We start from the raw sequence: 18,506 nt of genomic DNA on the forward strand, positions 1-18,506 counted from the left end.
GCCATGCATCTCAGTCCCCAGGAAAAGGACAAGCTCCTAATCGTGACCGCGGCACTGCTGGCCGAGCGGCGCTTGAACCGTGGCCTGAAGCTCAACCACCCCGAAGCGGTGGCTTGGCTCAGTTTTCTGGTGCTGGAAGGTGCCCGTGACGGCAAGAGCGTGGCGGAGCTGATGCAGGAAGGCACCACCTGGCTGCGTCAGGACCAGGTGATGGAGGGCGTTCCCGAGCTCGTCCATGAGGTGCAGATCGAGGCCGTCTTCCCCGACGGCACCAAGCTCGTCACCCTGCACGACCCAATTCGCTGAGGCAGAACCCATGGCACCTCTCATTCCAGGCGAACTGCTCCCCGAACCGGGTGAACTGGAACTGAATGCAGGCCGACCCGTCACCACGCTGAGCGTCTCCAACAGCGGCGACCGGCCGGTGCAGGTGGGCTCCCATTTCCATTTCGCCGAAGCCAATGCCGCCCTGCAGTTCGACCGGACCGCAGCCCGCGGTCAACGGCTCGACATCCCCGCCGGCACCGCCATCCGCTTCGAGCCCGGCGACAACCGCGACGTGAACCTGATTCCCTTCGCCGGTGCACGACGCGTCATCGGCTTCAACGGCCAGATCAACGGACCCCTCGACGCCTGACCCATGCCCTACCGCATCTCCCGCCAGGCCTACGCCGAGACCTACGGACCCACCACCGGCGACAGGGTTCGCCTGGCCGACACCGATCTGATCCTGGAAGTCGAGAAGGACTACACCATCTACGGCGATGAGGTGAAGTTCGGCGGCGGCAAGGTAATCCGCGACGGCATGGGCCAATCCCAGACCCCGCGAGCCGAGGGCGCCGTCGACACCGTGATCACCAATGCCCTGATCCTCGATTGGTGGGGCATCGTCAAAGCCGATGTCGGCCTCAAGGACGGCCGCATCGTGGGCATCGGCAAAGCCGGCAACCCCGACACCCAGGAAGGGGTGACGATCGTGGTGGGCCCAGGCACCGAAGCCATCGCTGGGGAGGGCCACATCCTCACGGCCGGTGGCATCGACACCCACATTCACTTCATCTGCCCCCAGCAGATCGAAACGGCCCTGGCCAGCGGCGTCACCACCCTGATGGGCGGCGGCACCGGACCGGCCACTGGCACCAACGCCACCACCTGCACCCCCGGAGCCTTCCACATCGGGCGGATGCTCCAGGCCGCCGAAGGCCTGCCGGTGAACCTGGGCTTCTTCGGCAAAGGCAACGCCAGCACGCCGGAAGCCCTAGAAGAACAGGTTCGCGCCGGTGCCTGCGGCCTGAAGCTGCACGAAGACTGGGGCACCACGCCCGCCACCATCGATGCCTGCCTGTCGGTGGCCGATCGGATGGATGTGCAGGTGTGCATCCACACCGACACCTTGAACGAAGCCGGCTTCGTGGAAGACACGATCGCCGCCATCAAGGGACGCACGATTCACACCTTCCACACCGAAGGCGCCGGCGGTGGCCATGCCCCGGACATCATCAAGATCTGCGGTGAGGCCAACGTGCTGCCAAGCAGCACCAACCCCACCCGGCCCTACACCCGCAACACGCTCGAGGAGCACCTCGACATGCTGATGGTGTGCCACCACCTCGATCCGAAAATCCCCGAGGACGTGGCCTTCGCCGAATCGCGGATCCGGCGCGAAACGATCGCCGCCGAAGACATCCTTCACGACCTGGGCGCCTTCTCGATCATCGCCAGCGACTCCCAGGCCATGGGCCGCGTGGGCGAAGTGATCACCCGCACCTTCCAGACCGCCCACAAGATGAAGGTGCAGCGCGGTGCATTGCCGGAAGACTCCGCTCGCAACGACAACCACCGGCTGAAGCGCTACATCGCCAAGGTGACGATCAACCCGGCTTTGGCCCACGGCATCAGCAGCGAAGTGGGGTCGATCGAAACCGGCAAACTCGCCGATCTGGTGCTTTGGAAGCCTGGCTTCTTCGGCATTCGCCCGGAACTGGTGGTGAAGGGCGGTTCGATCGTCTGGGCCCAGATGGGCGATGCCAACGCCTCGATTCCCACCCCAGGCCCGGTGCACGGCCGGCCGATGTTTGGCGCCTTCGGCAAAGCCCTCGCCCCCAGTTGTCTCACCTTCGTGAGCGAAGCGGCGATGGATGCTGACATCCAACGCCAGCTGGGGCTGGAGCGCACCTGCATGGCGGTGAAGGAGACCCGCAGCGTGGGCAAGAGCGCCCTCAAGCTGAATTCAGCGCTGCCCAAGGTGAGCGTGGACCCACAGACCTATGAGGTGTTCGCCGACAGTGAGCTGCTCACCTGTGAGCCCGCCGAGGTGCTTCCCCTCGCCCAGCGCTACCTGCTGCTTTGAGCCCCACGCTGCTGGTGATTCAACACGTTGACCACGAAGACGCCGCACTGGTGGGAGAACTGGCGCGGCAGCGGGGCCTGACACTCAAGATCCTGAGGCCCGACCGGGGCGACCTTCTTCCAGACCCGAAGACGTGTGCGAACAGCATCGCCCTTGTGCTCGGTGGTCCGATGAGCGTGAACGATCGCAACCAACCGGGCATGGACTGGTTGCGTCAGGAACTGGACTGGCTGAGGGGCTGGCACCAGCAACGCCGACCGATGCTGGGCATCTGCCTGGGGGCACAGCTCATGGCTGTGGCTGCAGGGGGCAGCGTGCAACCGCTGCAGGTGGGAGCACCGCCACAGCAGCTGAAGGAACTGGGCCTCGGCGCAATCCACTGGGTCGCGGATCCAAGCGATGAGGCTTTGCTAATAGGGCAACCAAGCAGCAGCCTGGTGCTGCACTGGCATGGCGATCGGATCCACCTCCCGGCTGATGCAACCCTGCTGGCTTCGTCGCTGCACTGCGCGGAACAGGTGTTTCGGATCGGAGCCCACGCCATTGGCCTGCAATGCCACCTCGAGATCGACGGCGATGCCCTTGAGCACTGGATCGCGAACGACCACGCCTACGTGGTGCGCGCCCTGGGGGCTGAAGGGCCCGATCGCCTGCGCCGGGACTGGCGCACGCTGGGAACCACGCTCCAGGAACAAGGCCGAAACTTCTTCAATGCTGTGCTCGATCAACTGATTGAGATCAGCCAGGCCGACTAATTCCTACGGACAAAAATAAACAAAACCAAAAACTTTTCTGAAGAGGTATCACCCTGAACACCACTTCGATATTTGCAGGAGCTTGAATATTTCTGTAGCAACAGCTACCGATCGTTCACTTCGCATCACGCGAAGCGCAGTTCGCCTCAGGCCATGGAACGGGGACCTGAGCTTGCTTCGAGGACCATCCAATGACCACCCTTCTCTACCGCGGCCAGCAGTACCAGCAAAACAACGCCACTCAGGGCAAGCCTGGAGTGCAACTGGTTTACCGCCGCAACGTGTACCAAGCCCGCCAGATCAACAACCACCGCACTCCGGTGCAGCTCGTTTACCGCGGTGTGAGCTACACGCGCTAGGCCAACTTCTCAATCCGTAGCAACTCGAACATTCCAGTTCCGAGAACTGAGGCGTAATAGATCCAGCTTCAGCAACGACGTTGGATCTCATCGCTTCTCGCCTCGACCAGGGCCTCGTGCAGGTGAATCCCTCCAGCGTGCACGGTGTGTTCTGGCTGCAGACCCACTTTCCGTCTCAGGAATGGGATGCTCTGCTGTCTGGGCAGGCTGCCTTCGGCATGGACTGCATCGATGACCTGATCACCGACGCACGTCAGGCTGGCCTGAACGTGGAGTGGGAAGCATCCGTCCCCAGCTGAACACACCGGAAATGAATTGCCGATAAGCCCTGCACACGGCTGTGTTGCAGGGCTTTTTTAATGGCGTGACCGATGGTGAAATGCTTAAGCCACCAAACGGTTGAGCATCGGCAACTCCGACAGTTCATCCCTCCACTCCTGGGCCCAGAGGGCCTGACTGCGCTCGTACACCTCCATCAACTGCTCCACGGCGCGCTCGTGGAAATCAACGCGCAGATCCAACAGCGGGAAAGCCGCTTCGCCGCTCACCTGCACCGCCGCTGACGTGCAGAAGGGAGAACGATGGTCACCACCAGCCGCTTCCCCGGCCAGCAGAGCCATCATCAGGCGGCGGCCCAGTTTCAAGCTGGGGTCGCTGGTGAGAAAGGCCTGCTCCATGGCTGCCAGCACGCCCTCATCCACCAAGCAATTGCCGGCAACAGACAGATCACGCTGATGGCGATGCCCTGCCCAAGGGCCGCAATCCTGCCCCGTCCAACAGGCCGTACGACCGTCCAGATCGATCAGGTGAAACTGACGCCGGTCACGGTGTTGATCATCCGCAAGAAGGCTGGCCAGAACGCTCTCGGCATCCGAACTCTGCTCCAGGCGCTCAAGGCCACAAATCCCCAGATACGGATTGGTATGGGCCTGGGTGGCGACGGCACCAACCCCGGCGCGGATGTGAGGCACGGTGGATCCAACGGCCAGATGACAGGTGGCCACAGCAACACCAAAGCGACCGTTGCTGGGGTCCCGGGCCAGGATCGAAAAGGTCACGGCAGCTGACGGTCGAGCCGCAGCAGCGTTTCCAGCAGCACCGCGGTGCCCGCCCAGCACTGCTCGTCACTGGTGAACTCTGCAGCGGAATGACTCAGGCCGCCCCGGCTGGGCACAAAAATCATTCCCATCGGCCAACGGCGGCCAACCTCCTGGGCATCGTGGCTGGCACGGCTGGGGAGATGGCTGTGGGACAAGCCGAGATCGGCCGCGGCCTCAGCGATCGTGGCCATCACCACAGCATCAGCGGGGGTGGGATCAACGCTGAACTGAGGGTCCACCGCAATCGGACAGCCCGTTTCAGCACCGATGTTCTCCACCTGCTGCATCAACTCCTCCACCAACTGATCGAGGTCGGTCGGATCCACATCCCTGAGGTCAACGGTCAAGGCGACAGCACCGGGGACAACATTGGCGGCATTGGGCCAGACCTCCAGTCGACCCACCGTCGCCACCGGATCTCCGGGATGACGGGAGGCCATCGCCTCGACGGCAAGAACAAGACGCGAGGCCGCCACGAGGGCGTCTTGTCGCAACCCCATTGGTGTGGTGCCGGCGTGATTGGCCTGGCCTTTCACATTGATGCTGAAGCGTCGCTGACCGACAACACCCTCCACAACACCGATGGCATCGCCGCGTTGCTCAAGAACGCCACCCTGCTCAACATGCAACTCCAGGAAAGCGGCATAGGCCTCATCGGAGCGTCGAGCCGAGGCCAGTGAAGGCCAATGGCCGCCGATGCGCGCCAGGTTGTCCTGAATCGGCTGACCATTGCTGGTGGCATAGCTCTCCGGGTCATCGGAGGCCGTGCCCGCCAAGCCCTTGCAGCCCACCATGGTCGACTCTTCGTCGGCAAAGGCGATCAACTCGATGCCGTGCCGCAAGCGCAGGCCCTGGTCTTGAAGAGCGCGGCAGGCTTCCAGACCGGCCAACACCCCCAGGGCCCCGTCAAAACGTCCACCGGTGGGAACCGTATCGAGGTGCGACCCGGTCACCAGGGCAGGGCGGTGGGGGTCGAGGCCTTCCAGACGTCCGATCAAGTTGCCAGCGGCATCAACACGCACCTGCATGCCGAGCTGCTTCATCCAGTGGGCCAGCAACTCACGGCCCTGCACATCCTCCGGCGAGAACCCGCGTCGACACACGCTTCCGTCCGGCTTGGCGCCAATGCTGGCCAGCTGCTCAATCGTTCCGATCAGCCGGTCACGGTTCGGACGTGCGACAACTTTGCTTCGCTCAATTCCGGTTGCAGGGGTGGTCGGAGAAGCCGAAATGAGCGCTGGCAATGCCGTGACCTTCAGTTCAAACGGAGGTCAATATTCACCCGAAAACCCGCGGAACCTTGTAGCTAGCGCAACGATTTAATCCTGACCAAAGAATTCAAACGGGCATCAGCACCCGCCAGCCCAAACGGTCCGCCTCCCGGCGGGCCAGGGCTGGCACGTCTTCCGCCACAAACATGCGATGAAGCATCTGCACACCCAGCAGGTGATTGATCACCGCATCCATCTGCACACGCTCCGCATCGCTGGTGGCAGGATCCTCGTGACGGGCAAACAAGGCGCGCACTCCGGCTTTGCTCAACAAACCAGCGGCATCGATCGCCTCATCGCTGAGGTAGTCGTCGGCGAGCTGCTTCATCTGCTCCCACTTCTCAGGCTCCGTGTGAGCTGGCGGAGCCATGAAGGCGAATTTCTCACGCCGGTACAACACCTCCGGCAACAGACCCGCCATGGCTTCACGAAGCACGTATTTCTCGGTTTTCCCCTTGATCCGCAGTTCGGGCGGCACCTGCACCGCCACCGCGGCCAGATGGTGATCGAGGAAGGCGGGTCGCGCCTCCATGGAATTGGCCATGTCGACCCGATCGCCACCCCAGGTGAGGATCTGGCCCTCCAGCATGGTCTTGATCCAGACGTACTGGGCCTTGTCCAGAGCATGGCGCCCGTCCAGTTGATCCCCATCCAGTTGCTCGGCAATCGCCTTGCCCGGGGAGTAATCCTTTAGGGCTGCAGCATGGGACTCCGCCAGAAGCTCAGGCACCAAGGGCGCGCAGGCCAGCCAGGGCTGCAGGCAACTGGGGGTGAAACCGACCACCGCGTCGAGATAGGGGTCATCCACTTGGTTTTCAGCCAGCATCGCCCCCTTCACCAGAGCATTGGACTGCTGCAACAGGCTTTCCCAGCTGGCGCGCTCCTCCTGCGGCAGGTCATCGAGACCGTGGAGAAACATGTCACGGCGAAAGGCGGGATAGCCACCGAACAGCTCATCGGAGCCTTCGCCGGTCATCACAACCTTGTAATCCACGTCGTTGACGTGGCGGCTCATCAAGAACTTGGCCACCGCCAGGGTGTTGTAGATCGTTCGCTCCGCATGCCAGATGGTGCGCTCCATGTGGCCGTAGAGCTCCTGGCCCGAGAGCCGCATCAAATCCTGCTCAGCGCCGGTGGCCTCGGCCATCTCACGAGCAATCGGCGACTCGTCGTAACGAGCATCATCAAATCCAATCGTGAACGCCTTCACCGGTGCCTGGCTCACGGCTGATGCCAAGCCGAGAATCGAACAGCTGTCGATGCCGCCGGAGAGATAACAACCCACCGGAACATCAGCCACCATGCGCAGCTCAACGGCCTCCAGCAACGCCGCACGAACGGCAGCGATGTGATCGGCTTCAGTTCGCTTGAGGTCCCGCTCGTCCTTTCGCGGGAAGTCGACATCCCAGTAGGTCGACTCCGACACCTGCAGCCGCCCGTTCACCCGTTGCACCTTGAGCACATGGCCGGGCTTCACCTGATGCACCCCAGCAAAGGCCGTGGTGCCGGGAACCATGGTCTGCATCAATTGATGGAACAGACCCTCCGAGGTGAAGCGTCGCTCCACCGCCGGATGGGCGAACAGCACCTTCAACTCGGAACCGAACACCAGACCCTCCGGCGTCATCGCCCAGTACTGCGGTTTGATGCCGAAGCGATCCCGCACCAGGTAAAGGCAGTCTTCGGCCCGATCAAACAAGGCGAAGGCGAACTCACCGCGCAACAGAGGCAGGGTCGCCTCTAAGCCCTGGCGTTGGTACAGCCGCAGCAGGATCTCGGAATCGCTCTTGCTGCTGAAGCGCACCCCCTGGGCGGTGAGGTCAGCCCTGATTCGCTGGAAGTCGTAGAACTCACCGTTGTGGGCCATCAACACCTCACCGTCATCGGTGAGGAAGGGCTGCCGGGCCCGTGACTCATTCAAGTCAATGATCGAAAGGCGGGCATGGCAGAAGCCGACGCCGGCCTGATCGAGCACCTCAACGCCGAAACCATCAGGCCCGCGATGGGCCTGAATCGCCGCCATGTTGACCAGCAGCTGGCGATCCGCCGTTTGTTGACGGTCTGCGTTGAAAACCCCTCCGATTCCACACATCAGCCCGCCTCAGATCACATCCATCACGCGTTCGGCCCGATCCACCATGCAGGTGAGCAGGGCCATGCGCAGGAACACGGCTCCCCTGGCCTGGCTGAAATACCAGTTATGGGGCGTGTCATCCAGGCAGGTGCTGAGTTCCGCTCCCCGCGCCAAGGGATGGAGCACGATCGCTTCCGGTTTGAACGGCATGTCGCGGGTGAGGCGGAATCCTCCGCCGTGCACTTCATAGGAGTCGCCGACCCAGGCAATGGCATTGATGTAAACGACATCCAAGTCGGGCACTTCAGCCTGAAGATCCGTGCTGGAGCGCACCTTCATCCCACAAGCTTCAAGCTCCTCCAACTGTCCTGGGTCGAACAGCGGCTGATCCGGCTCCAACCCGGGGGCGTGAATCACCACCACCTCGTCCACGGTCTGCGGGAATTTGGCCAGGATCCTCAACAGGGAGCGAACCGTTCGCATCCGCGAAGGGATTCCGACGATCCCAATGCGAATCCGATCAGAGGGTGCCACTTCAGCTTCAGCAAGCTTGGGGCGCCACTTGAAGATCGTGTACAGATCGGCCATCGCCTGGGTGGGATGCTCATCGATCCCATTTCCAGCGTTGATGATCGGAATCCGCAGGGTTGACGTCATCGCGTAGACGGCACCGGGATCGCTATCCCGAAGCACCACACAATCGCCGTAGTTGTTGAACATATGGGCGACATCTTCAAGAGATTCGCCCTTGGCGATCCCTGTGGTGGCCCTATCGGTGATGTTGATGGAGGTACCACCGAGTCGGTGCCAGGCACTGTCAAAGGACAGCCGCGTGCGCGTGCTTGGTTCGTAAAACGCGTTGATCAGAATCTTGCCGGTGAGTGGCGTGTTGTGACGGCAATAGCGATCTGGATTGCTCTCAAACTTCGCCGCCAGGCGAAACACCTGCAACAAAACCTCGGGGCGAAACGGTTGGATCGACACCACGTGCTGATCCACCAAATCCTTCAAAGGTTCAACATCTTCAGCAATGGCAGCCAGCAGCTCCTGGGGTTGGTTCTGCCCGTAGACATCGGGCCCCATCGGCTCAAACCGAATCTGAACCGAAGACGCGTCCACAACTGCTGTTTTGGCCTGTGCCATAGCGGGATCGGGTCAACACTCTGTTTGCCAAACCGAGTGCTAGAGCCAGGAACTACATCTTTCACCGGTAACAACAACCACACTGCTGCGTCCACGAAGAAGCAGCTTCTTAAGCAAAGATCCGGAAAAAACGTTCAGTGCGTTACCCATCCGTGCAGGCCTCACCACACACGACCGTTCCGCCACTCCACCCACCAGATCAGCAGCAGCACGAGCACCGACAGCACCAGGGCGAACTGACTGGCCACCAGCAAAAACTGAAAGCCAGAGAGACCAACAAGGCCAGCCATCAAAGGAAGCATTTGGATCATCCCTCCTCCTGCAACAAGGTGAAGTCGAAGCGTTCCGGCCAGAACTGACTGCCCATCAGCATCACAATCGCCGACACGGCCGCCGAAAACACAGCAGCGCAGTAAGGCGCGATCAGCCCATAGGCGAGCAGGCCCACAACGCTGCCGGCAAGCATGGCCGCAATGGCAGCCGTGCGGTTGGCTGTACGCCAGTACAAACCGCAGGCCACAGGCCAAACCGTGGAGGCCACCAGGGCACCGGTGAAGAACAGCACCGACGCCAGCGAATCCAGCCGCGGCCAGGACAGCGCCAGGGTGATGACGGCCAATCCCACCACCATCAACCGCGCCGCCTGCTTGAGCTGCAGGTCGCTGGCCTGGGGCCTCAACAGGCGGAAGTACACATCCTCCGCCAACAGATCGGCGGTGGATGCCAGCAGGGAATCGAGGGTGGAGGTGAGCGAGGCAAACACCACCACAAACACCAAGGCTGCGCCACCCGCCCCGAGCAGATCGGCTGCCATCACAGGGAACACCATGTTCACCTGCTCGAGAGGCAACTCACGGGCCAGGGCCACCAGTCCGATGGAGCCCGTCACCATCGGCACGCTCATCCAGGCGATCCCCCCCAACACGAAGGAGGTCATCACCACCGAGCGCCGGCTGGCGAACACCCGGGACCACCAGATGTTGTTGTGAAACACCTCGCCCATCGAAAAGAGAGCGGAATTCCAGGCGATCAACAAGCCCGCCGGCAGCAGCAGATCAAGCCGATCGGGATGCCGGGCCAGCAAGGAGGCATGCACCTCAGGCATCGGGAATTGACGGAAGGCAAGCACCGCCACCACCGCCAGCAACACCATGATCAATAGCGACTGAATGAAATCGGTGCCGATCACAGCCCGCATTCCGCCGAACAGGGTGTAGACGGTGGCAACACCAATCACCACCACCATTCCCACGTGGTAATCGAAGCCTGAAAGGGCCTGCAGCAGCAGGCCAGCACCCATCGCCTGGGTCATCAGAAAGCCCAGGGTGTAGATCGCGGTGATCAACATGAACACCCACCAGGCCAGACGCCCGTAGCGCAGGCGAATGAAGTCGCCGCTGGTGCGCCCGTTGGGCATCAACTGCTTGATCCGCGAGGCCAGGGGGGCGAACAGAATCAAGCCAAGCCCTGCCAGGGCATAGCTGAACATGCCCCAAAGGCCGGTTTTGTAGCCGAATTCAGGGGCGAGCAGGGTGGTGTTGCCGGTGACCCAGGAGGCCATCAACGTGGCCGTACTCAGGGCCAGCCCGATGTTGCGCCCCGCCAGCATGTAGTCGTCGGCATTGCCTTGACCGCGCCGGCCCCAGGCAATCCCCAGCGCCACCCAGAGAACAGAGAACAGCACCACCAACGCCCAGGCGATCCCGGGCTGAAGGAAGGGAACCGAGTCAGCGGACATCCGTCGACCCCCTGCGATTCCAGTACAGGTGTCCGCGCAGAATCATCACCACCGTCGCCGCAGTCACAACGGCACCAAGGGCAAAGATCAGACGCGCCCAGAGCAATTCATCCAAGGCGAAGGGCGTTTGAACTCCAGAAACAGGTAAGCAAAAGAGGCTTCCCAGCTCCGGCTGTCGCCTTCGATTTAGGTGCCTTCGGATACCCAAACATCAGGCGATCAGTGCTCGGTCGCCTGAAATTGCGGAATGTGTAGCAACCACCACCCGAAGTGGAGTGGGGCGACGCCTTGGATAAACCTCGATTGTGCGATCAGGATGTTCACCGACTACAAACCGACAGTCGGCTTCGACGAATATTTCTGCGGTGAAACGGCCACACCACGCGCCGATCTGGCCCCACTACTCGCATCACTGGGGCAGATGGGATTGCCCGAGCTCAACCGCAGCCATGCTTCGGCCAGTCAGCTGCTGCGTCGCCTCGGCGCCACCTTCCGTCTCAACGATTCCGGCCTCAAAGGCAGCGAACGAATTCTCCCCTTCGATCCCTTGCCTCGGCTGATCGGCCGCAGCGACTGGATCACCCTGGAGCGGGGACTGCTGCAACGCCTGGAAGCCATCGACTGCTTCCTCGCTGACATCTATGGCCCCCAGCAGATCCTCAACGACGGTGTGATCCCACGGGAAGACGTGGAAAGTTCCTCCGGTTGGCGACCTCAGATGCAGGGCATCAGCCTGCCCCTCAACCGCTGGTGCCACATCTCCGGGCTTGACCTGATCCGCGACGGCAAGGGCACCTGGCGGGTGTTGGAGGACAACCTGCGCTGTCCTTCTGGGGTGGCCTACTTCCTCGAGAACCGTCGGGTGATGAAGCGATTGTTCTCTGGCCTGTTCGAAGGCCGTGCCGTTCAACCGATCGACGACTATCCCTCCCATCTGCTGCGCACCCTTCAGGACCTGGCGCCCTGGAGTGACACCCCCCGCGTGGCGATCTTGACGCCCGGGGTGTTCAACAGCGCCTATTTCGAACACAGCTACCTGGCCCAAGAAATGGGCATTCACCTGGTGGAGGGGCGCGATCTGGTGTGCGAAGGCGGCCGGGTGTGGATGCGCAGCACCAATGGCCTGGAACCCGTGGATGTGATCTACCGACGCATCGACGATGATTTTCTTGATCCCACCGTGTTCCGCAAGGACTCGATGCTGGGGGTGCCGGGCCTGATCGACGTGCTGCGGCAAGGACGGGTCGCCATCGCCAACGCCCCTGGCACCGGCATCGCCGACGACAAGCTGATCTATGCCCACGTGCCGGCGATGATCCGCTACTACCTCGATGAGGAGCCGATCATCGAGAACGTTCCCACCTACCTCTGTGCCCGGCCAGACGATCAGCGCTATGTGCTCGAACACCTCGAGCAACTGGTGGTGAAGTCGGTGGCGGAAGCCGGCGGCTACGGAATGCTGATCGGCCCCCAGGCCAGCCGATCGGAGCTAGCGGACTTCGACACGAAGATCCGTGCGAATCCCCGCAACTTCATTGCGCAGCCCACGCTGCAACTCTCCACCGTGCCATCCCTCAGTGACGGTGAGCTCTACCCCTGCCATGTGGATCTGCGCCCCTATGTGCTGCGCGGCGCAAGCAGCTGGGTGAGTCCAGGTGGGCTGACGCGCGTGGCCCTCAAGCGGGGCTCACTGGTGGTGAATTCGTCCCAGGGCGGCGGCTGCAAGGACACCTGGATCGTCGACGACCAACCGATGGCAGCACCGCAAGCCCAGGAGGCTGTGCCGTGCTGAGTCGCGTTGCCGATTCGCTCTACTGGATCAACCGCTATCTGGAACGGGCCGAAAACATCTCGCGCTTTCTGGAAGTGAGTGAAGCGATGGCATTGGACTGTCCTCCGGGCAGCGCCGAACCGTGGCTGCCGCTGGTGGAGGTGACGGGAGATCGCCACCGCTTCGATACGGCCTACCCCGGTGCCACGCCCAAACAGGTGGTGCGCTTCCTGCTGCTGGACCGCAGCAATCCCAACAGCATCGTGAGTTGCATTGCGATGGCCCGGGAAAACGCACGGCAGATCAGGGATGTGATCACCACGGAGATGTGGGAGCAGATCAATGATCTGCACTGGAGCCTGCAGGACGACGAAGACATCTGGCGGGAACCGGTGCAGGAGCAACTGCGGATCATCCGCCGCGGCTGCCAGCTCGTGTACGGGATCACCGACACCACTTTGAGCCGTGATCTGAGTTGGCTGTTTAGTCAGCTGGGACGTCTGATCGAACGAGCCGATAAAACCTCCCGCATCCTCGACGTCAAATACTTCCTGCTGCTGCCCTCCCCTGAGGAGGTGGGCGGCGTGCTGGATGAACTGCAATGGATCACCCTGCTGCGCACAGCGGGGGCTTATCAGATGTACCGGCAGAGCATGCAGCACGCGATCAGCCCTGCCTCCGTGGCCCGCTTTTTGCTGCTGGACCCCATCTTTCCTCGCTCGGTGCGGTACTGCCTGCAGGGCATCAGCGACACGTTGCAACAGATTCAGCAGCAGCCAAACCAAGACACCCCGGATGACCTCGACTGTTTGCGCGGACAGCTCCTGGCCCGCTGGAGCTATGTGCGGATCGACAACCTGATCGAAGCCGGTCTGCATGAAGCCATTGACCAGCTTCAGCAGGACCTCAACCAACTCCACAACCTGATCCAGACCCGCTACTTCACTAGCGCCGACCTCCGTTCCATCCCCACCGATCCTGCATGCGTGCTCTCATCGTTCACCGCCTGACGTATCGGTATGAGGCCCCCGTTTTCCTCGGGGAACATCGCCTGTGTTTGAGGCCTCGGGGGCAGGGGTTTCAGACCCTGCTGGAGCATCAACTCAGCGTGCTGCCGGAACCGGAGCAACGTCGGGAACTGGTGGCCGCCAGCGGCGACGAAATCCAACGGCTGCGTTTTCTCGGCAGCACTGATGAATTGGTCTTTGAGGCCCGCAGCCTGGTGGAGACCCGGCCAGCACCCCCGCTGGAAAGCTGCTTCAACGGATTGGAACCACCCCTGCCCTACCCACGGGGCCAGCTCAACAGCGACCTTCAGGGGGCCCTGGAGGGCTGGTTGCCCAACGGCCAGCACGAACCCGCGGCCATCGACCTCACCCAGGAAGCCCTGATGGGCAGCAACCAGCAAACCCTGGCTTTTCTGAAGCAACTGATTGAGCTGATTCAGGAGCGGGTGAAATACACCCAACGCCATGTGGGCCCCGCCTGGCCGGCGGGTCGAACTCTGCGCGAACGTATCGGCTCTTGCCGTGATCTGGCCATGCTGATGGTGGCCTGCTGCCGTGTGGTGGGTCTCCCCGCCCGATTTGTGAGCGGCTATCAACTGCAGCAACCTCCCCCGAAGGATTACGACCTGCATGCCTGGGCAGAGGTTTACCTGCCGGGAGCGGGCTGGCGCGGCTTTGACCCCAGTGCCGGGATGGAAGTCAACGAGCGCTACGTGGTGCTGGCCACCTCCTCCAAGCCGGAACTCACCGCAGCTGTGAGCGGCAGCTTCAGCGGCCCCCCGGGAACAAACAGTGAATTGACCTGGCAGATTCAGATCAGCGAAGAAGCCTCCGCAACGGAAACCCCTTCACGCAACCTGGTTCAGGCCGCCTGAAGCAACGGTTCCACCCCGTGCAACTGGGGCTTCGGCGCCGAGCTGTGGGTGGCTGCCATCAAAGCCGGAATTTCGGCGCTGTTGTAAACGCGAAATTCATGCACCAGAGAAGCGCCTTCTTCACGAACCGCCTGGTTCAGAACGACGGAACCATCGGGATCGGAGATCGAACGATGGAAGGTGCCAGGAGGGATGCGAAGGATGTCGCCACCACTCTCGAGCCGAACAATGTGAAACGGCTGCTCCCAGGCCAGGTTCACCAAGAAGAAGGTTCTGCCGCCACTGGCCGCCAGCAGATTGTCTTCCTGATGGGGATGCAGATAGAACTGCCAGGCTCCGCTCTCCGGATCGTTGGGAGGCGAGACCGCAGGGCCGCTGTGAATCACCAGGTCGCGCGCATTCGAGGTATCCACGGTGACGTCGAAAAAACGAACCGACGGGGTGTCGCGGAAGCGCTCGTAGGCCAGCAGTTCAAACATTTGGATGGATCCTTTTGGATCCTTCAGCTGCCCCGTTGTACCGAGAGCATCACGCAAAAACGGTGACGATCACGACGGTTCAGCCCCCCAGATACGCCATTTCCGCATGGGTTGACGCAGCAGCCGCTGGATCACGCTCCTCGCTGTAGCGGTCTTGACGTCGCTGCCAAAGCTGGCGCATGGCCTGCTCGAGGCGAGGCTCCGACGCCAGCGCAGGCTTGAGATCCGTGCCATTAGCGGAGAACAAACAGGTGAACGCCTGTCCATCGGCAGTGACGCGCAAGCGGTTGCAATCGCCGCAGAACGGCTCAGTGATGGAAGCGATCACACCGATGGATCCGGCGCCATCGCCATAGCGCCAACGCCGGGCTGTCCCACCCCTGAGGCGACCCAGCGGTTCAAGAGGCCAACGGGCATGAATGCGCTCCACCATCTGCGCCGCCGGCAGCACCTGCTCCAGCATCCACTGGTTGCGGTTGCCCACATCCATATATTCGATCAAACGCAGCTCGATCCCCTGCTGCCGCGCCAAAGCGGCCAAGGGCAACAGCTGATCGTCATTGATCCCCCGTTGGATCACGGCATTGAGCTTGAGCTCACCGCGTGAGGGATCAAAGCCGGCGGTGCAGGCCGCCGCGATGCCGTCCTGCACCTGGCGCACCAGGCGTTCACCAGCCACGGCACCACCCTGGAGGCCAGCCATGCGCGCCGCTGCTTCCCCTTCCGCCGCATCCAGGCTGATGGTGATGCGATCCAGCCCTGCGGCACGCAACGCCCGCGCCATCGGTTCCGACAACAGCACCCCGTTGCTGGTGAGCGCCACGGTCTGCAAACCGGCGATCGGATCCGAACGATCCCGCCGGGCCTGAGCCACCGCCTCCAGCAAAGGCAACAAACGCCGGCTCAACAACGGCTCTCCACCGGTGAGCCGCAACGTTTGTGCCCCCAGGCGCGTGGCCACACGAATCACACGAATCTGCTGCTCAAGGGTGAGCAGGCCAGGGGGCTCCTCCACATCCGGACAGCAGTACGGACAGGCGAGATTGCAGCGGGCCGTGAGCGACAACCGCAGCACCCCGATGGGCCGGTTGAGGCGGTCTGCGAGTGGCAGCGGAGTGCTCATCCCTCCAAAGCTGCCAGATCTGAGGGGCAGTTGGCATTCACCAACGCCTCCGCAGGCAAGCGCACCGCCTGATGGGGAACGCGGGCCAACCAATCCATCCAGCGCAACTCTCCGCATTGCAGTTGCTGATCAAGGCTGGAGCGGAAGGGGGAACCGGAGGGGATCACCGCCAACAGTGGCTGCAGCCGTTGCCCGTCATGGGCCACCGCTGCTTGCTCCGGGGCACGATTCCAGGCTGCGATCAGCTGGCGGACAACGGCGGTGTTCAAACGGGGCATGTCCACCGGCAGCACCAACAAGGCCTCCCCAGGCTGAGACGGCAACAGCCTGGCCAGCGCCTGCAGAGGGCCATTCCAGGGAGGGGGCTCCAGCAGCACGGAACATCCCGGCCGGTGGGCCAGCAGCTCTGCGTGGGCGGCATGACGACTCAACACCTGCACCGGATAACCGAGGGGCAACAGCTGGTCGACCAGGGCCGTGAGCCAGACACCACCGGAGGGATGCGGCAGGAGGGCCTTGTCACGCCCCATGCGACGGCTGCTTCCGCCACTGAGCACACAAACCCGCAAGCCTTGGTTCACATCGCCGACCAAGAATCTGCACCAGCGGAGTCCAACAACGCACAAAAGTTGCAACCGCTACCAAATCATTGCCGCACAAGAACGCCTGATCCGATCAATCAGCCCCGTTGATGTTTGCTTCGGTACAGAAAAACAGAAATCGGTAACCAATCTGACCAAACACGGGCCCGACGAATTGATTAACTGCGCGGGTCAAACGGATTCTCTTTTCGACCGTTTTGCCATCCCCGGGCACCCTTCCTTTTGAAGCCCGAGGTTCCATTTCTTCTCCTCAATGCTTGGCGACCTTTGGTCGTTCCAGGGCAGGTACCGAACCCTTCACCTGACCTGGATCGCCTTCTTCCTGACCTTCGTGGTCTGGTTCAACCTGGCCCCTCTGGCCACCACCGTAAAAGCGGACCTGGGTCTGACCGTTGGTCAGATCCGCACCGTGGCCATTTGCAACGTGGCCCTCACCATTCCGGCGCGCGTGCTGATCGGCATGCTCCTGGACAAATTCGGACCCCGGATCACCTACTCCTCGATCCTGGTGTTCTCGGCGATTCCCTGCCTGCTGTTTGCCTCCGCTCAGGACTTCAACCAGCTGGTGGTGGCCCGTCTGCTGCTCTCCATCGTTGGCGCCGGCTTCGTGATCGGCATCCGCATGGTGGCCGAGTGGTTCCCGCCCAAGGAAATCGGCCTGGCTGAAGGCATTTATGGCGGCTGGGGCAACTTCGGCTCCGCTTTCTCCGCCCTCACCATGGTGGCCCTTGCTGGCTTCCTCTCCTTCTCCGGCGGATTCGAACTGCCCACCGGCGCTGTTCTGAACTGGCGCGGTGCCATCGCTCTGACCGGCATCGTCTCGGCCGTCTACGGCTGCTTCTACTTCTTCAACGTCACCGACACCCCCCCCGGCAAGACGTATCAGCGCCCTGCGAAAACTGCAGGTCTGGAAGTCACCTCCATGCGCGACTTCTGGGGTCTGCTGGGCATGAACGTGCCCTTCGCAGCCATCCTCTGCGTGCTCTGCTGGCGCCTGTCCAAGGTGGGCTTCCTCACCGCAAGCACCTATCCGCTGGCGCTCGGTGCCGTTGCCGTCTGGTTTGCCTTCCAGACCTGGGGAATCATCCGCACCAACCGCGACCTGATCCTCGGCAACAAGGTTTATCCCAAGGAAGATCGCTACGAGTTCCGCCAGGTGGCGATCCTCGAGCTCACCTACATCGTGAACTTCGGCTCCGAACTGGCCGTGGTTTCGATGCTGCCCACCTTCTTTGAAACCACCTTCGATCTGCCGAAGGCCACCGCCGGAATCCTGGCGTCCTGCTTCGCTTTCGTGAACCTGGTCGCCCGCCCTGCAGGCGGTCTGATCTCCGACCGCGTCGGCAGCCGCAAGAACACCATGGGCTTCCTCACCGCCGGTCTCGGCGTGGGCTACCTGGTGATGAGCATGATCAAGCCCGGCACCTTCACCGGCACCACCGGCATCGCTGTTGCCGTGGTGATCACCATGCTCGCCTCCTTCTTCGTGCAGTCCGGTGAAGGCGCCACCTTCGCGCTGGTGCCCCTGGTCAAGCGTCGCGTCACCGGTCAGGTGGCCGGCCTGGTGGGTGCCTACGGCAACGTTGGTGCTGTGACCTACCTGACCATCTTCAGCCTCCTGCCGATGTGGATGGGCGGCGGCGGCGAACCCACCCCCGAGGTGATCGCGGCTTCCAACAGTGCCTTCTTCCAGATCCTGGGCGTGGCCGGTCTGATCGTGGCCTTCTTCTGCTTCTTCTTCCTGAAGGAGCCCAAGGGGTCCTTCGCAGACCTGCACGAAGGCGAAACCGCCTGATCCATCTCCCTCCGCAGCACCCTGTCGCTGCATAACGACCCGGAGCTTCGGCTCCGGGTTTTGT

The 18,506-nt window shown here is 62.2% G+C and carries 19 protein-coding genes; 10 read left to right on the forward strand and 9 right to left on the reverse strand.

Annotated elements, in window-relative coordinates; genetic code table 11:
- The first annotated feature begins 3 nt into the window (after positions 1-3).
- From SynM161_RS11595 to SynM161_RS11620, 6 genes are all read left to right on the forward strand, one after another.
- Positions 4-306, forward strand: a complete 303-nt coding sequence (locus SynM161_RS11595) for an urease subunit gamma (RefSeq protein WP_006851427.1) — start codon at positions 4-6, stop codon at positions 304-306.
- A 10-nt stretch (positions 307-316) separates the two neighbouring features.
- A complete protein-coding gene (locus SynM161_RS11600; protein WP_186541538.1) occupies positions 317-637 on the forward strand; it encodes an urease subunit beta in 321 nt (106 codons plus the stop codon).
- 3 nt (positions 638-640) lie between these two features.
- Positions 641-2,350, forward strand: a complete 1,710-nt coding sequence (gene ureC, locus SynM161_RS11605; protein ID WP_186541539.1) for an urease subunit alpha — start codon at positions 641-643, stop codon at positions 2,348-2,350.
- A gap of 14 nt (positions 2,351-2,364) precedes the next feature.
- Positions 2,365-3,105 carry a type 1 glutamine amidotransferase gene (locus tag SynM161_RS11610; RefSeq protein ID WP_255441800.1) on the forward strand — a complete coding sequence of 247 codons (741 nt, stop codon included), beginning with the start codon at positions 2,365-2,367 and terminating at the stop codon, positions 3,103-3,105.
- A gap of 191 nt (positions 3,106-3,296) precedes the next feature.
- Positions 3,297-3,464, forward strand: coding sequence for a DUF4278 domain-containing protein (locus SynM161_RS11615; RefSeq protein ID WP_186541541.1), 168 nt, complete (start codon positions 3,297-3,299; stop codon positions 3,462-3,464).
- A gap of 80 nt (positions 3,465-3,544) precedes the next feature.
- Positions 3,545-3,763, forward strand: a complete 219-nt coding sequence (locus SynM161_RS11620; RefSeq protein ID WP_186494123.1) for a hypothetical protein — start codon at positions 3,545-3,547, stop codon at positions 3,761-3,763.
- An 84-nt stretch (positions 3,764-3,847) separates the two neighbouring features.
- On the opposite strand, the gene SynM161_RS11625 is transcribed toward SynM161_RS11620, so the two are convergent.
- The 6 genes from SynM161_RS11625 to SynM161_RS11645 form a co-directional block, all read right to left on the reverse strand.
- A complete protein-coding gene (locus SynM161_RS11625) occupies positions 3,848-4,522 on the reverse strand; it encodes a DUF1028 domain-containing protein (protein WP_186541542.1) in 675 nt (224 codons plus the stop codon).
- A complete protein-coding gene (locus tag SynM161_RS11630) occupies positions 4,519-5,808 on the reverse strand; it encodes a Zn-dependent hydrolase (RefSeq protein WP_186541543.1) in 1,290 nt (429 codons plus the stop codon). The genes SynM161_RS11625 and SynM161_RS11630 overlap by 4 nt, the downstream gene beginning before the upstream one ends.
- A 94-nt stretch (positions 5,809-5,902) precedes the next feature.
- Positions 5,903-7,927, reverse strand: a complete 2,025-nt coding sequence (gene asnB / locus SynM161_RS11635) for an asparagine synthase (glutamine-hydrolyzing) (RefSeq protein WP_186541544.1) — start codon at positions 7,925-7,927, stop codon at positions 5,903-5,905.
- A gap of 9 nt (positions 7,928-7,936) precedes the next feature.
- Complete coding sequence (locus tag SynM161_RS11640; protein WP_115009781.1) at positions 7,937-9,052, reverse strand: aspartate carbamoyltransferase; 1,116 nt, start codon at positions 9,050-9,052, stop codon at positions 7,937-7,939.
- A 161-nt stretch (positions 9,053-9,213) separates the two neighbouring features.
- Entirely contained in the window at positions 9,214-9,342 is a 129-nt protein-coding gene (locus SynM161_RS12185) for a hypothetical protein (RefSeq protein ID WP_255325694.1), read from the reverse strand.
- A gap of 17 nt (positions 9,343-9,359) precedes the next feature.
- Positions 9,360-10,790, reverse strand: coding sequence for a sodium:solute symporter family protein (locus SynM161_RS11645; protein WP_186541545.1), 1,431 nt, complete (start codon positions 10,788-10,790; stop codon positions 9,360-9,362).
- A 316-nt stretch (positions 10,791-11,106) separates the two neighbouring features.
- Between SynM161_RS11645 and SynM161_RS11650 the strand changes: the two genes are divergently transcribed.
- The 3 genes from SynM161_RS11650 to SynM161_RS11660 are packed head-to-tail and all read left to right on the forward strand — an operon-like array spanning position 11,107 to position 14,443.
- Entirely contained in the window at positions 11,107-12,582 is a 1,476-nt protein-coding gene (locus tag SynM161_RS11650) for a circularly permuted type 2 ATP-grasp protein (protein WP_186541546.1), read from the forward strand.
- Complete coding sequence (locus tag SynM161_RS11655) at positions 12,576-13,571, forward strand: alpha-E domain-containing protein (protein WP_006851593.1); 996 nt, start codon at positions 12,576-12,578, stop codon at positions 13,569-13,571. Before SynM161_RS11650 ends, SynM161_RS11655 begins: the two co-directional genes overlap by 7 nt.
- Complete coding sequence (locus SynM161_RS11660; RefSeq protein ID WP_186541547.1) at positions 13,544-14,443, forward strand: transglutaminase family protein; 900 nt, start codon at positions 13,544-13,546, stop codon at positions 14,441-14,443. Before SynM161_RS11655 ends, SynM161_RS11660 begins: the two co-directional genes overlap by 28 nt.
- Here SynM161_RS11660 and SynM161_RS11665 read toward each other — a convergent pair.
- From SynM161_RS11665 to SynM161_RS11675, 3 genes are all read right to left on the reverse strand, one after another.
- A complete protein-coding gene (locus SynM161_RS11665) occupies positions 14,431-14,922 on the reverse strand; it encodes a redox protein (protein WP_115161260.1) in 492 nt (163 codons plus the stop codon). The two genes, SynM161_RS11660 and SynM161_RS11665, sit on opposite strands and share 13 nt — an antisense overlap.
- Positions 14,923-15,001: 79 nt before the next feature.
- A complete protein-coding gene (locus SynM161_RS11670) occupies positions 15,002-16,045 on the reverse strand; it encodes a GTP 3',8-cyclase MoaA (RefSeq protein ID WP_186541548.1) in 1,044 nt (347 codons plus the stop codon).
- Positions 16,042-16,638: a molybdenum cofactor guanylyltransferase gene (locus SynM161_RS11675; RefSeq protein ID WP_255441803.1), complete on the reverse strand. Its 597-nt coding sequence runs from the start codon at positions 16,636-16,638 to the stop codon at positions 16,042-16,044. Before SynM161_RS11675 ends, SynM161_RS11670 begins: the two co-directional genes overlap by 4 nt.
- A gap of 262 nt (positions 16,639-16,900) precedes the next feature.
- Here SynM161_RS11675 and SynM161_RS11680 point away from each other — a divergent pair, with 262 nt between their 5' ends.
- Positions 16,901-18,442 (forward strand): NarK family nitrate/nitrite MFS transporter, encoded by a 1,542-nt coding sequence (locus SynM161_RS11680; RefSeq protein WP_186541549.1) that lies wholly within the window; start codon positions 16,901-16,903, stop codon positions 18,440-18,442.
- Positions 18,443-18,506: the final 64 nt, after the last annotated feature.

This window comes from Synechococcus sp. M16.1 (genome assembly GCF_014279895.1).
GTDB lineage: Bacteria > Cyanobacteriota > Cyanobacteriia > PCC-6307 > Cyanobiaceae > Parasynechococcus.